Source organism: Sphingomonas paeninsulae (assembly GCF_003660165.1).
GTDB classification, from domain to species: domain Bacteria; phylum Pseudomonadota; class Alphaproteobacteria; order Sphingomonadales; family Sphingomonadaceae; genus Sphingomonas_O; species Sphingomonas_O paeninsulae.
Genome location: NZ_CP032829.1, coordinates 1,464,083 through 1,477,529 on the forward strand (window position 1 = coordinate 1,464,083; position 13,447 = coordinate 1,477,529).

The 13,447-nt window shown below is 57.4% G+C and carries 12 protein-coding genes; 6 read left to right on the forward strand and 6 right to left on the reverse strand.

What is annotated here, in order from left to right; all coding sequences use genetic code 11:
• Positions 1–42: 42 nt before the first annotated feature.
• From D3Y57_RS12715 to D3Y57_RS12730, 4 genes are all read left to right on the forward strand, one after another.
• Entirely contained in the window at positions 43–2,409 is a 2,367-nt protein-coding gene (locus D3Y57_RS12715) for a TonB-dependent receptor family protein (RefSeq protein WP_121153294.1), read from the forward strand.
• Positions 2,410–2,411: 2 nt separating this feature from the next.
• The gene (locus D3Y57_RS12720; protein WP_239026077.1) at positions 2,412–3,701 is read left to right on the forward strand and encodes a PepSY-associated TM helix domain-containing protein; all 1,290 of its coding nucleotides are present in this window, start codon (positions 2,412–2,414) and stop codon (positions 3,699–3,701) included.
• A 278-nt stretch (positions 3,702–3,979) separates the two neighbouring features.
• Positions 3,980–4,309, forward strand: a complete 330-nt coding sequence (locus D3Y57_RS12725; protein WP_121153295.1) for a BrnA antitoxin family protein — start codon at positions 3,980–3,982, stop codon at positions 4,307–4,309.
• Positions 4,310–4,533: 224 nt separating this feature from the next.
• Complete coding sequence (locus tag D3Y57_RS12730; RefSeq protein WP_239026078.1) at positions 4,534–4,686, forward strand: BrnA antitoxin family protein; 153 nt, start codon at positions 4,534–4,536, stop codon at positions 4,684–4,686.
• A gap of 19 nt (positions 4,687–4,705) precedes the next feature.
• Here the strand turns inward: D3Y57_RS12730 and D3Y57_RS12735 are convergent, their stop codons facing one another.
• The 3 genes from D3Y57_RS12735 to rpoZ all read right to left on the reverse strand — a co-directional run bounded on the left by D3Y57_RS12735 (position 4,706) and on the right by rpoZ (position 10,362).
• Positions 4,706–6,862, reverse strand: coding sequence for a nuclease-related domain-containing protein (locus D3Y57_RS12735; protein ID WP_121155882.1), 2,157 nt, complete (start codon positions 6,860–6,862; stop codon positions 4,706–4,708).
• 76 nt (positions 6,863–6,938) lie between these two features.
• Complete coding sequence (gene uvrA / locus D3Y57_RS12740; protein WP_121153297.1) at positions 6,939–9,866, reverse strand: excinuclease ABC subunit UvrA; 2,928 nt, start codon at positions 9,864–9,866, stop codon at positions 6,939–6,941.
• A 151-nt stretch (positions 9,867–10,017) separates the two neighbouring features.
• Positions 10,018–10,362, reverse strand: coding sequence for a DNA-directed RNA polymerase subunit omega (rpoZ, locus tag D3Y57_RS12745; RefSeq protein ID WP_121153298.1), 345 nt, complete (start codon positions 10,360–10,362; stop codon positions 10,018–10,020).
• A 98-nt stretch (positions 10,363–10,460) separates the two neighbouring features.
• Between rpoZ and D3Y57_RS12750 the strand changes: the two genes are divergently transcribed.
• Both D3Y57_RS12750 and D3Y57_RS21385 read left to right on the forward strand, forming a co-directional pair.
• Positions 10,461–11,204: a phospholipase D-like domain-containing protein gene (locus tag D3Y57_RS12750; RefSeq protein WP_347400381.1), complete on the forward strand. Its 744-nt coding sequence runs from the start codon at positions 10,461–10,463 to the stop codon at positions 11,202–11,204.
• Complete coding sequence (locus tag D3Y57_RS21385; RefSeq protein ID WP_347400382.1) at positions 11,201–11,602, forward strand: phospholipase D-like domain-containing protein; 402 nt, start codon at positions 11,201–11,203, stop codon at positions 11,600–11,602. The genes D3Y57_RS12750 and D3Y57_RS21385 overlap by 4 nt, the downstream gene beginning before the upstream one ends.
• Here the strand turns inward: D3Y57_RS21385 and D3Y57_RS12755 are convergent, their stop codons facing one another.
• The 3 genes from D3Y57_RS12755 to D3Y57_RS12765 form a co-directional block, all read right to left on the reverse strand.
• On the reverse strand, positions 11,603–12,217 hold the full coding sequence (locus tag D3Y57_RS12755; RefSeq protein ID WP_121153299.1) for a class I SAM-dependent methyltransferase: 615 nt from the start codon (positions 12,215–12,217) through the stop codon (positions 11,603–11,605).
• A gap of 113 nt (positions 12,218–12,330) precedes the next feature.
• Positions 12,331–13,197, reverse strand: a complete 867-nt coding sequence (locus D3Y57_RS12760) for an HpcH/HpaI aldolase/citrate lyase family protein (protein WP_121153300.1) — start codon at positions 13,195–13,197, stop codon at positions 12,331–12,333.
• A gap of 46 nt (positions 13,198–13,243) precedes the next feature.
• Positions 13,244–13,441, reverse strand: coding sequence for a KTSC domain-containing protein (locus D3Y57_RS12765; RefSeq protein WP_121153301.1), 198 nt, complete (start codon positions 13,439–13,441; stop codon positions 13,244–13,246).
• Between the last annotated feature and the right edge of the window lie 6 nt (positions 13,442–13,447).

A 13,447-nucleotide genomic window follows, 5' to 3' on the forward strand; every position in this document is an offset into this window, starting at 1 on the left:
TTTTGATCGATCGGCTCTGATGGCGCATCGGGAATTTATAAAATGAAATCAACTGTCTTGGCCGTCGCCATCTCGACGGCTGCAATCTGCTCTCCAGTCCTCGCGCAAACAACAGACCGGGATCAAAGACGTGCGGAACTGTTACGCGAGCGCGGCGAAATCGATGCTCAATTGCGAGCGTTGGACGACAATTCGACAGCGCCCGATACCGTTCGTGATCAAACGTCAGTCGCCACTGGTTCGAACGAAGAAATCATTGTTTCAGGTCATGCTTTATCACTGACCACTCAGGTTACCGGCCAAACCGTAACGACCATCGACGACAGTCGTTTCCGAAACACCCCTGCAACAACGATCGCGGACATTGTCAGGCTGTCACCGGGCGTTGCTGTGATCCAGGGGAACGGACCGCGTGATGTCGGCGTATCGATCCGCGGGTCCAATGCGCGCAACGGTTTCGGCGCGCGCAATATTCAAGTTTTCGAGGATGACTTTCCTGTCACCCAGCCCGACGGTCTCGCCCGCTTCGATCTGACCGACCCGCACGCTTATGGGGCGGTCGATGTGGTGCGCGGCCCATCGTCTGCGCGTTACGGCAACTATGCACTTGGCGGCGCCGTAAACTTTCGCACGCGGCGCGGACGTGACATCGACGGGATCGAGGTCGGCACCGACATTGGCGGTGATGGCTATAACAACATCTATGCGACTATCGGTCATGCCGACCAAAACTATGAATATGCTGTGTTCGGCAGCTTTGTGAGGGGCGACGGATCGACCGGGCATACCGGATACCAGACCGGCACCGTCAATGCTTATGGCACGCTCTCTCTAAGTGATAACGACCGTATTGCCGCCAAGATTATCTACAACGAGGGTGATTTCAGCTTATCCACGCGGCTGTCATACAACCAATATATCGCCAATCCATATCAGTCCGGGTGCGATGCAAACGCGACCAAAGCTCCGGGGTGTGGCACGATTTCAGTTTTCATAAACGGTATCAATGGCCCTCGCGTGCTGCAAACTGCGACCGAAGGCGACTTGGCCCGCAATGATCGACGGACAATCATTGGCACCCGTTATGAACACGACTTTGGCCCGAACACGACATGGCGGACGCAGGCGACATTCGACAGCCGCGTCGTGAATCAACCGACCAGCGCGACGCCGTTCAAAGGTACGCTCGATAGCTATAACATCACGTCGGATGTTACTAACAAGAGCCGGCTGTTCGGTATGGATGCGAGCAGTTTCGTCGGCATCTTCTACAATTATCTCGACAACCAGAGTTATAGCTTCAACAAAACTGACGGCGGCCGCAACGGCATCGGCGCGCCGACCCAGACGGTTTTTGGCGACGTTCGCAACCTCGGCATCCGCGCTCGCGAGGAGTTTCAAATCGCCCCGAAGCTGCAACTGATCGCAGGTATCGGGGTCGAGCGTTCGATCATCGATATGCGGCAGACTGCCTATGTTTATCCGAGCGGAAGCAGTCCGGTCCTTACCCCCATCGCGACCGACCGCCGTTTCTCCAATGTCGCCCCCGAAGCCGCAGTTTTCTGGCAAGCGACACAGGTCGTCCGCTTCCACGCGCGGGTCGGCTCCGGCTATGGCATCCCGCAATCGGGAAATCTGTTCATCACGGCATCAGGTGTCGCGGGAAATAATACCAGCTTGAAACAACAGAAAAATATCGGCGTCGATGTCGGCGCGGAAGTGACCCTGGGTAACAATCTCAAGGCAGAGATTACCGGCTATTACGAGTGGTTCCGCAACGAATTCGTTAGTCAATCGGCAGGGATAAATTTGCTCGCCTATACGTCTAACGTTCCGCGCTCGGTGCATCGTGGCGTGGAGCTTGGGCTGAACTGGAAGCCGTTACCGGCGCTGCTTCCGGGTGCAAAGATCGAGGCGAGCTACAGTTACAACGACCAATATTACACTGACTTCTCTGAGCGGCTGACCAATGGCCAGACCTCGGTCGTGTTCGACCGTGGGGGCAATGCCATTCCCGGCGTTATCCCGACATTCGTAAACGGTCGCGTCGGTTATGACCAACCGAGTGGCAAACTGCGCGGGCTGGGCGGCTTTGTTGAAGCCACTTACCGCGACAAATATTTCATCGACAATGGCAATCTTCTGGCGGTTCCGGCCTACACATTGTTCAACCTGAACGTGCATTACGACCCGCCAAAGGGTGCCGGCTGGTGGTCGCGCTTCAGCTTTTACGCATCGGTGCAAAACCTGTTCGATAAAACCTATGTCGGCTCCGCCTCCATCGTCGCGAACAGCCTGAATGCGAGCACCGGCCAGCAAAGCCCGGCAGCGGTATTAAGCGACACCACCGGATCGATTTACGCGGGAGTGCCGCGCACCGCCTATGTCGGCATGAGGGCACGGTTTTGAATATGCGTTGCTGGCCAACCTACGACACCATCTGGCGCTGGCATTTCTATGCCGGGCTGTTCTGTATCCCGTTCGTCCTGTGGCTCTCGCTGACGGGTTCGATCTACGCATTTCGCCCACAGATCGAGCGGTTCATCGATCGGCCCTATGCGCATCTGAACGTTATCCATCCGGCTACCGCAGCGGCACAGGCAGAGGCGGCGGTGCGAGAGGTGCCGGGGTCGGAGTTGCTGCGTTACGAATTGCCCCTCACGCCCGATCAGGCGGCGCAGGTCATCGTCGGCAAGGGCGGCACCGAAACCCGCGTTTACGTCCACCCTCAGACGCTGCAGATCCTGAAGACCGTCGTCGAGGATGACCGTCTGATGCGGACCATATTCCGGCTGCACGGCGAACTTCTGATCGGCAATACGGGGTCGTATATTGTCGAACTCGCTGCGTCGTGGACGATTGTGATGATTGTGTCCGGCTTGTTTTTGTGGTGGCCGCGCGGAGGAGGTTTGGGTGGGATCGTTTATCCGCGCCTTCGATCCGGAGGCCGTAGGTTCTGGCGCGATATTCACGGTGTCACTGGTTTTTGGGTGTCGTTCTTTGCGTTGTTTCTGTTGCTGTCGGGCCTGCCTTGGGCGGTCAGTTGGGGCGGCTATTTCAAGGCGGTCAGGACCGTGGTCGAGGGCGGGTCGGTCAAGCAGGACTGGTCCACCGGAACGCCGGTGAGCGAGCACGCCGGACATGGCGGGATGGCGATGGCGCACCCGGTAATTTCCTATGCCGCGCTGGACCGGATGGTTGCGACTGTTGGCCCGTTGGCACTGGCACCGCCGGTGCTGATTTCTCCACCAGCGGGAGCGGGGCAGCCTTGGGCGGCGAAGTCGGATGCGGCCGATCGACCGTTGCGAATTGACCTGACTTTGGACCCTGAGACCGGAGCCATTTTGTCTCGGAAAGACTTTGCCCAGCGTCGTTTGATCGACCGGATTATGGGTTATGGGATCGCGGTTCACGAGGGGCAGTTGTTTGGAATTGCCAATCAGTTGGTGAATGTTGCGACGGCGGGGGGATTGATTTTGTTGTCGGTCAGCAGTGTGATTTTGTGGTGGCGGAGGCGGCCTGAAAATACTCTTGGCGCACCGCCTGCCAGAGGGCGGAAGGGGTTGGCGATGGGATTTTTTGGAGTGTTGTTGGCCCTCGGGATTTTGTTGCCGTTGTTTGGGATTTCGATGCTGGTGGTGGTTGGGATGGAGCGGCTGGTGCTGCGGCGGATTCCGGGGTTAGGCGGTGGTTGGGAGTGACCAATATTTAGGGCAATCGAGAGGCCACGCGATTGGGGTTCTTGTGGCACGGTTATGGTGGGGGCGAGGGGCGGAGTTGCGCTTAATGGACCCTATTTGGTGTGTTTTCGGGGTGGAATAGGCGCGTTTTGTCCTGATTGATGGCGTTTTGTGGCTTAGCGAGCGATTTTTGGGGGTCGTTTCATTGGACGTGGCGCGAGGTGGGGGTGTGCGAAGCCTGATCCGGTGTGGGCAGAAGAGGACAGAGCGGCCTTTATGAATGTGGTCCGACGGGTTGGATGCCATCTGGGGGACAAGCGATCACAAAGGGCCGCGGCGTTACGGAGGTTGGATGGACCGATCCCGACGACGCGCCCGAACTGACCGACGCGTGGTCGACGGCGCCGAGATCCGTGTCGGGGGCAAGGTCATCCGGCCCGCGACGGGTGTTCTGGCAAAGGACGGCGTCCGCCTTGGCCGCCCGCCCGCCCGAACTTAGCTGGCGCGGCGTGGCGAAAGAGCAAGTCACCCTGCGCCTCGACCCCGATGTGATTGAGCGGTTTCGTGCCGATGGGCCGGGATGGCAGGGGCGGATCAATGGGGTGCTGCGGAAGGCGATGGGGCTTTAGTGGGGTGGCTTCCAAGCACCGCGCGCGCGCACGATCACGGTGGAATCGGTAATCCTTATCGAGGGTAAAGGCTCCATATTCGGTGCGTTTTCGGGGGTGAACAGGCGGATCTTGCGCTGATCGAAGTCATTTCGCAGCAGATCGAGCGATATTCGGCGGGCAACTTCATTGCACTTGGGGCGGAGTTAGGGGTTTGGGGCGGGAATCTAGACCGGGGCAAAGGACTGCCCTCATCGTGGCCACCGCCCGCACGCGGCGCGGCGAAAGAACAAGCCACCCGGCGCCTCGACCCCTATGTGATCGAGCGGTTTCGCGCCGATGGTCCGGGATGGCAGGGGCGGATCATTGGGATGCTGCGGAAGGTGATGGATCATTGAGTGGATGAAAAGAAGACAGTTAATTTAAACAACATTTCTTAAACTTTTTACCACTTCCGCAAGGGCATAGGTCATTTCTACCAATTTTGACGTGCTTTGCGCGGCCACCTACAAACTCAGCGTTGCTTGTTTTGCTCATTTCTCGCGTTAGCCGATCATACTTTTCGTCCGGTTGCCACGGATCATCAAGCTTCAACCCAAACTTTGGCATTCCATCGTCAAATCGAACCGCTAGGCCAAACCAACTATCCGCCTTCAATATGTATTTTCTTAGTCGGCAATGCCCTCTCAGTCGGTCTGCTGCTTCAGCGTTAGGCAACTTACTGCAATGCACAGTTATGCCAGTCTTCCCATCGTTGAACCCCATAGAAATATCATGGAGTTTACTGTCCATTCTGGCCGTCTTTGCTATTTGATCGATACCGTTGGTGAGATCTTTTAAGGTATCTTCCCCTAAAGTAAGCAGGGCGAAGCCCAAATCGACCAGCGCCGGTTGTGGTGCCGACTCAATAGATCTGATAATGCGGCCAATAGTCAAATTTTGGAATTTAGTTAAAATTCCGGGCGGTGTTGCGACCCCTTCGATTCCTTCACGGCGGACCATCATCGCAACATCTATATCAACACCGAAATCATCGGTAATCATGACCATATTCATATCGTCATCAAACCACAGATTCTTTTTGGGGTGGTATCCTAGTATCGTTATCTCATTAACGGATGAAACCTTTTCTAGGTAGTTTGCTCGCTGGTCGATGTAGCTTAGAAACCGCAGCGGTGTAGATAACATTTCTGTAGCTACATCGATAAAAAACACATCGCATACTAATGGTGGCTGAATAACATCGGATTGTTCAAATTTTAAAAACTGGCGACTTTGGAAAGACAGTGCTGGATAATGCTCAGACAACACCGTGCAAATGTAAATTTTCTTAAATTTTCCAAACTTTACATTTTGATGATCACCTATTTCAAAAACCGATTGGCTGTCGTCCAACCCCTTAGCGCATTTCAGGCCCTGATCATAAGCATCTTGTACAGCTTTTTTAAAATCGGACTGTAACAGGATGTCGTTTCCTCGCCGACTTTCTAAATTAAGCTTTTTCGATTTACACTGAAATATAATTGCGCGATCTGCAAATGTAACCAAAACGTCAATTTCACTTACACGGTCCTTGCCCTGTAGAATATTCACATTAGTGAATACGGACTCAGCTCCGAACACCTTTCTCAGCCTCTCGGCAACCATTTCCTCTGCGAAAAGACCTCTGTGATCTGAAGCGATTGATCTATATTTGGTATCTGCAATCAGCCAGTAAAATGGCGACTCGTATAGCGACTCAACCAAAGCGTAGTGATTGAGTGACATGAAAGAATCGTGTGGTTGAGGTATTAAAGGAAAGGCATTTATAAGATTGAAGTCACCCACACTTGTATAGGCGATGTTAGTTGGGACAGCGTCTAGACTAAAAGCGGAAAGAACAGATCGGACTATATCTTCCGAAATTTCCAATTCACTGACAATCTCACTTACACAAAATGTTAATCCAGGTAAAAATGTCCAAGTATCAATCGCCGATCGCCGAAAACCCTTGAAGTTTTCTTGCATCTTTCGATCTTGGAGGCTGTTAACGGCCTGAATCACTGCTTGCGCCTGCTGGATGCTGAAGCCTCGGTTTTTCGTCAGCCAATCGTTATCTTTTGAGTAACGCGGCCCGGAAAAGTCCCTATACTGGAAGCTATAAGCAGACTCGCCTCCGTAAAATATTGGTTCTCTGAGAACATCGGCGTTGGTGAAAGGACTATTTCCTGCTTCGATATTTTCTAGCGTCATTCGCGCCATGAACGACTTTGAAAAAGCATCATGCAATTCTTGCAGAAGTCGTTCAGTATCGTTTATGAAACCCTGCATTATGTCGGGCGTCGGTAACTTTGTGTCGATCGGACATTTAACCATAAGCCCAATCAACAGCGCGATCTCTGTTCTTAACAATCTGCTCGGCTTGTATGACTTTATCATATCATCGGACGTCATTCCGTCCGGATCATAACTTATGAAATTGTCACGCCAACTGAAGTAAGCAAGAGCATGAACATAACCATCTGAGCGACAAAGCTGTTCTAAATCACTAAAGATTTCGTTCTCTGATCGTGCTTCAATCGACATTTCTGGCATACAATCCCCCAATTACTGCGTGATTGCATGTTTGTCGCGCATTGGACAGCGAGTACTTTGCTCGGTGTGACGCCCCCTACTCCGCCGCCACCTTCTCCTCGCGCCCGATCCCCAGCAGCGGTGCCAGATAATGACCGGTATAACTCCGCGGCTCCTTGGCGACCTTCTCCGGCGTGCCGACGGCGACGATCTCGCCGCCCTTGGTGCCGCCCTCTGGACCGAGGTCGATGACCCAGTCGGCGGTCTTTATGACTTCCAGATTATGTTCGATGACGACGACGGTGTTGCCCTGTTCGACGAGCGCGTGGAGGACTTCCAATAGCTTGCGGACGTCTTCGAAATGCAGGCCGGTGGTCGGTTCGTCGAGGATGTAGAGCGTGCTGCCGGTGGCGCGGCGGCTGAGTTCCTTGGCGAGTTTGACGCGCTGGGCTTCGCCGCCGCTGAGGGTGGTGGCCTGCTGTCCGACCTTCACATAGCCGAGGCCGACTTCGAGCAGCATCGCCATCTTGTCGCGGATGCCGGGGACCGCCTTGAAGAATTCGACCGCGTCCTCGACCGTCATGTCGAGGATGTCGGCGATGCTCTTGCCCTTGAACTTCACCTCGAGCGTTTCGCGATTGTAGCGCGCGCCGTGGCACACGTCGCACGTCACATAGACGTCGGGGAGGAAGTGCATCTCTATCTTTATGAGGCCGTCGCCGGTGCAGGCTTCGCAGCGGCCACCCTTTACGTTGAAGCTGAAACGGCCGGGTTTGTAGCCGCGCGCGAGGCTTTCGGGGAGTTGGGCGAACCAGTCGCGGATCTGGGTGAAGCTGCCGGTATAGGTCGCCGGGTTGCTGCGCGGGGTGCGGCCGATGGGCGACTGGTCGATGTCGATGACCTTGTCGAGATATTGGAGGCCGTCGATCTTTTCATGGTGGCCGGCGAGCATCCGTGCGCCGTTGAGCGCGCGGGCCGACGCGGCGTAGAGCGTGTCGATGGTGAAGCTGGACTTGCCCGAGCCGCTGACCCCGGTGATGCAGGTGAAAGTGCCGAGCGGGATGGACGCGGTGACGTCCTTCAGATTGTTCGCGCGGGCGCCGGTGACGGTGAGCTTCTTGCCGTTGCCCTTGCGCCGTTTTTCGGGGACGGGGACCGAGCGGCGGCCCGAGAGATAGTCGCCGGTCAGGCTGTCGGGGTTGTCGAGGATGTCCTGCAACGTGCCCTGTGCGACGATATGGCCGCCGTGGACGCCCGCGCCCGGACCCATGTCGACGACATGATCGGCGGTGCGGATCGCGTCCTCGTCATGTTCGACAACGATGACGGTATTGCCGAGATCGCGCAGGCGGCGGAGCGTGATGAGGAGGCGGTCATTGTCCTTTTGATGGAGGCCGATCGACGGTTCATCGAGGACGTAGAGGACGCCCGACAGGCCGGAGCCAATCTGGCTGGCGAGACGGATACGCTGAGACTCGCCGCCGCTGAGCGTGCCCGACGTGCGGTCGAGGTTGAGATAGTCGAGGCCGACATTGTCGAGGAAGCCGAGGCGTTCGACAATTTCCTTCAGGATGCGTTCGGCAATGGTGTTTTGCTGGGGTGTCAGATGGTCGGGCATCGCCTTGAAGAAAGCGAGCGCGGGGCCGACGGGGCGACGGGTGGACATGGAGATGTCCTCTCCGGCGATCTTTACCGCGAGAGCTTCGGGGCGGAGGCGGGCACCCTTGCAGACTTCGCAGGGCTGGGCGTTCTGGTACTTGTTCAGCTCCTCTCGCATCCAGGCGGATTCGGTGGAGAGCAGGCGGCGGTCGAGGTTGCCGATGACGCCCTCGAACGGTTTCTTGACCTCATAGGATTTGCGGCCGTCGATGAACTTCAGGACGACGGGTTCGCCGTTGGTTCCGTAGAGGATGGCGGTGACGGCGGCTTCGGGGAGCTGGTTCCAGGGGGTGTCGAGCGCGAAGTCGTAGTGGCGCGCGAGCGAGCCGAGGACCTGCATGTAATAGGGGCTAGGCGGGTTGGATTTCGCCCAAGGCACGACCGCGCCCTGTTTGATGCTGAGGTTTTCGTTGGGGACGACGAGCTGTGGGTCGAAGTGGAGCTTTTCACCAAGGCCGTCGCAGGCGGGACAGGCTCCCTGTGGCGCGTTGAACGAGAACAGGCGGGGCTCGATCTCGGCAATGGTGAAGCCGGAGACGGGGCAGGCGAACTTCTGGCTGAAGGTGATGCGGCCATCGGGTGCGTGTTCGCCGGCGACGAGTTTCTTTTTCTTGTCGGCGTCGGTGGCGGGAGCAGTTTCGGTCGCGGCGTCGGCGGGATCGACATAGGCGAGGCCGTCGGCGAGTTTCAGCGCGGTTTCGAAGCTGTCGGCGAGGCGTGATTCGATGCCTTCGCGGACGACGATGCGATCCACCACGACTTCGATGTCATGTTTGTATTTCTTGTCGAGGACGGGGGCTTCGTCGATCTCGTAATATTGGCCGTCGATGCGGACGCGGGTGAAGCCGACGCGCTGCCATTCGGTGAGTTCCTTGCGATACTCACCCTTGCGACCGCGGACGACGGGGGCGAGCAGGAACAGGCGCGTACCCTCTGGCAGGGCCATGACGCGGTCGACCATCTGGCTGACCTGTTGCGCGCTGATCGGCAGGCCGGTGGCGGGCGAATAGGGGATGCCAACGCGCGCCCACAACAGGCGCATATAGTCGTAGATTTCGGTGACGGTGGCGACGGTCGAGCGCGGGTTGCGGCTGGTCGTCTTCTGTTCGATGCTGATCGCGGGGGACAGGCCCTCTATGTGATCGACATCGGGTTTTTGCATGAGTTCGAGGAACTGGCGTGCGTAGGCGGACAAGCTCTCGACATAGCGGCGCTGACCCTCTGCATAGATGGTGTCGAAGGCGAGGGAGGACTTGCCGCTGCCCGAGAGGCCGGTGATGACGGTCAGGGTCTCGCGCGGGATGTCGAGCGAGATGTCCTTGAGGTTATGCTCGCGCGCGCCGCGAACGCTGATGTGGGTAAGCATGGGGCTGTTTGTTCCAGATTTGTTCGCGTGACGCAAGTCGCACAACGGCAAACGGCCACCATTGCTGGCGGCCGTCGGACGTTTTCCCGATCAGGCCAAGTTCCGGCCCGATATGGGGATGAAAAATAAGGATTAAAGCCCGGATGCAGACTTAACCGTCGTAGTCGGCACCCAGATTCTGGTTGCGCGGTGGTGCGGCGGCGGTGAGGCGAAGGGCCTCTGCCGACTGAGCCAGCGAGCCCATTTCATCAACGGCATCGTCGTCGTCGATCCGAACACGCTGCATGTTGCTGATCGTCGATTCGCGGAGTTCCTCTGGCTGGACCAGCTCATCGGCGATCTCTCGCAAAGCAACGACCGGATTTTTATCACGGTCGCGATCGACAAGCAGTTCGGCACCGCCCGAGATCTGACGTGCGCGCTGTGCAGCGAGCAGAACCAGATCGAACCGGTTGGGAATCTTGTCGACGCAATCTTCAACTGTCACGCGCGCCATGAACGCTTCCTCTTCGAACCATCGGTAAGTGCAAGCGGGCCGCGTAGCAGGCGGGGGGCGGGATTGCAACATTCACGTATTCCGGCCAACGCCTTTGCATGGAGCGGAAACGCAACGTCGCGGGGAACCGGCTGACGGTGATCGAGAGTGGGGCCGAACGGCTGGATGCGCTGATCGGCCTGATCGATGGTGCTACGGTCAGCCTGCGTGTGCTTTATTATATTTATGCAGACGATCGGGCGGGCAAGCGGGTGCATCATGCGCTGCTGTCGGCGGCGGCGCGGGGGGTTCAGACGTCGTTGATCGTCGATGGCTTTGGCAGCGATTCGACCCGGCATGAGGATTTCTTTCAGCCGTTGCGCGATGCGGGCATTTCGGTTTGCGCTTTTTCTCCGCGCTGGGGGCGGCGTTATCTGTTGCGTAATCATCAAAAGCTGGTGCTGGCCGACGAGGCGCGGGCGATCATCGGTGGGTTCAATGTGTCCGATGACTATTTCTCCGACACGGGGGAGACTGCGTGGCGCGACCTTGGCCTGATGGTGGAGGGAGAGGCGGCAAAGCGGCTGAGCGGGTATTATGATGTGCTTCAGAGATGGACGAAAGCGCCGACGTCGAAAATGAAGACGCTGCGGCGGGCGTTGCGGACGTGGAGCAACCCGGATGGGCAAGTGCGCTGGCTGTTGGGTGGGCCGGCGCGGCGTATGTCGCCCTGGGCGAAGGCGGTGCGGACCGACATGCGGGCGGCTGGGCGGGTCGATATGATCGCGGCCTATTTTGCACCGAGTCCGGCGATGCTGAGGCGGATCGACCAGCTTGGTCTGGGGGGGAGGCGCGGATCGTGACCGCGTCGAAAACCGACAATCCAGCAACCATCGGTGCGGCGCGGTTTACCTATGCGGGGCTGCTGCGAAAGGGGGTGCGGATTTTCGAATACACGCCGTCGCGGCTGCACACGAAACTCTATGTGATCGACGATGCGGTCTATATCGGCAGCGCGAATTTCGACGTGCGCAGTCTGTTCCTGAATCTGGAAATCATGCTGCGGATAGAGGACGCCGCGTTCGCCGACGCCATGCGGGCGTACATCGACGGCGAAGTGGGACAGTCAGTCGAACAGAAACTGACCGACTATTCCGGGTGGCGTACGGTCGGCGCACGAATGCGCTATGCCCTGTGTTATTTCGTGGTGGCCGTCGCGGATTATGGCGTGTCGCGAAGGCTCAACTTTGGCGTCGAGTAATTACTCTTTCCACGCCCACCAAAGCTGAGCGGGCGGGACGTTCCAGAATTCCATTGCGTGATCGATATGATCGAACTGACGCGCGATGAAGTTACGGACGGTCGGGTTATACTGATAAACCAGAAACGCCCCACCGACGCGCAGGATGCGCTTGGTTGCAGCGGCAATCGCATCGCCAACGCCGGGAGGCAAAGTCGAAAACGGCAGGCCCGAGGCAATGTAATCGGCGTGTTCGAACCCGGCATCGGTCACATAGCGTTCGACATCGGTCGCCGATCCGCAAATCGCGCGGAAGCGCGGGTCGTGGATGGTTTCCTTCAGATAAGCGACGAAATCGGGATTGGTGTCGATGACAAGCAACATCCCGTCAGGTGCCAGTTTATCCAGAATCGGCTGGCAAAAGGTGCCAACGCCGGGACCATATTCGACAAACAGCTTGGTATTGGCCCAATCGACGCGGCTCAGCATCTTGCGAATGAGCCGATCCGACGACGGGATGATCGACCCCACCATCACCGGATTTTTCAGGAATCCTGAGAGGAACATTCCCTTTGGCGTGCGTGGCAAGCGGAAACCGCGCGATCGTTTCATCACCTTGGCGGACGAGAGCGGCATGAGTTTCCTTTGAGCAGCACCGACATCAAGAGGCCCCGTTCGCAAATACGGGTTCCGAGTGCAAGTGATTGGTATAGGTTACAGTGCGACCGTCCCGCGATGAACACGTCTGGTCAACGCCTTATGCGGGCGGCCATTGCGATAAAGCGTTCGGCCTCGTCCAGATGAAGCAGTTCCGCCATCTTGCCTTCGACCCGGATCGCGCCCTTGCCCGCATTTTCGGGAAGCGCGAACGCGGCGATCACGGCATGTGCCCACGACAGTTCGTCGGTGCCGGGCGAAAAAACCTCGTTACAGGGTGCGATCTGGTCGGGATGGATCAACGTCTTGCCATCGAAGCCGAACAGCCGACCCTGCTCCGCCTCGGTACGAAAGACGCCGAGATCGCGAAATTCGTTGCAGACCCCGTCGAGAATCACGACCCCGTTGGCGCGAGCGGCGCAGATTGCCAACGTCAGAACAGGCAGGAATGGCGTGCGTTCGGGCGTCAGCCGGGCGCGCATTTCCTTGGCAAGATCATTCACGCCCATGATGAACAGCGAAAGCCGCGTGGTTTCGGCGCGTGCGGCGATGGCGTCGAGTTGAGACACGCAGGCGCAGGTTTCGATCATCGCCCATAGCGCGGTGGATGGTGGGGCATCCTTTAGTGCGGCATCGTAGCGGTCGATGTCGGATGGTGTGGAGACTTTCGGTACCAAGACGGCATCGACCCCCGAATGTGCGACTGCCGCCAGATCGTCCGCGCCCCAGGCGGTATCCACGCCATTGACCCGGATTGCGACTTCGCGGTCGCCGAAGCCGCCCTCTCGAACGGCAGCAATCGCTGCGTCCCGAGCTGAGGCCTTTGCATCGGGGGCAACAGCATCCTCAAGGTCGAGGATGATGATATCGGCGGGAAGAGTGCGCGCCTTTGCAATCGCCTTCGGATTGGAGGCGGGCAGATAGAGGGCGCTGCGGCGAGGTTGATCGGGGGTTTTCATGTGATTCCGAAAGCGTGCGATGTTTGAGTGCCCATCTTAGGCGATCTTAGGCAGCGTATTGAGCGCGAATGTGCGAATTGAAATACGCACCAGAGGAATTCGCTGCGAGTAGGCCCCGGTATTCTGATTTCGGGACATTGTAATAGGCATACGGTCCGCCGCTTTCGGTAAACCAAACAGTCAAGGTGAGCATCGCTTCATTGTAATCGACCGCGCGAATGGCGGATGAGGTCAGATATTGCATCTATCA

Excerpts from the sequence above, each read along its gene's own strand:
- D3Y57_RS12755 (WP_121153299.1), bottom strand. The coding sequence starts at position 12,217 with ATGCCGCTCTCGTCCGCCAAGGTGATGAAACGATCGCGCGGTTTCCGC.
- D3Y57_RS12760 (WP_121153300.1), bottom strand. The coding sequence starts at position 13,197 with ATGAAAACCCCCGATCAACCTCGCCGCAGCGCCCTCTATCTGCCCGCC.
- D3Y57_RS12725 (WP_121153295.1), top strand. The coding sequence starts at position 3,980 with ATGCCATCTGGGGGACAAGCGATCACAAAGGGCCGCGGCGTTACGGAG.
- rpoZ (WP_121153298.1), bottom strand. The coding sequence starts at position 10,362 with ATGGCGCGCGTGACAGTTGAAGATTGCGTCGACAAGATTCCCAACCGG.
- D3Y57_RS12715 (WP_121153294.1), top strand. The coding sequence starts at position 43 with ATGAAATCAACTGTCTTGGCCGTCGCCATCTCGACGGCTGCAATCTGC.
- D3Y57_RS12750 (WP_347400381.1), top strand. The coding sequence starts at position 10,461 with ATGGAGCGGAAACGCAACGTCGCGGGGAACCGGCTGACGGTGATCGAG.
- D3Y57_RS12765 (WP_121153301.1), bottom strand. The coding sequence starts at position 13,441 with ATGCAATATCTGACCTCATCCGCCATTCGCGCGGTCGATTACAATGAA.
- D3Y57_RS12720 (WP_239026077.1), top strand. The coding sequence starts at position 2,412 with ATGCGTTGCTGGCCAACCTACGACACCATCTGGCGCTGGCATTTCTAT.
- D3Y57_RS12735 (WP_121155882.1), bottom strand. The coding sequence starts at position 6,862 with ATGCCAGAAATGTCGATTGAAGCACGATCAGAGAACGAAATCTTTAGT.
- uvrA (WP_121153297.1), bottom strand. The coding sequence starts at position 9,866 with ATGCTTACCCACATCAGCGTTCGCGGCGCGCGCGAGCATAACCTCAAG.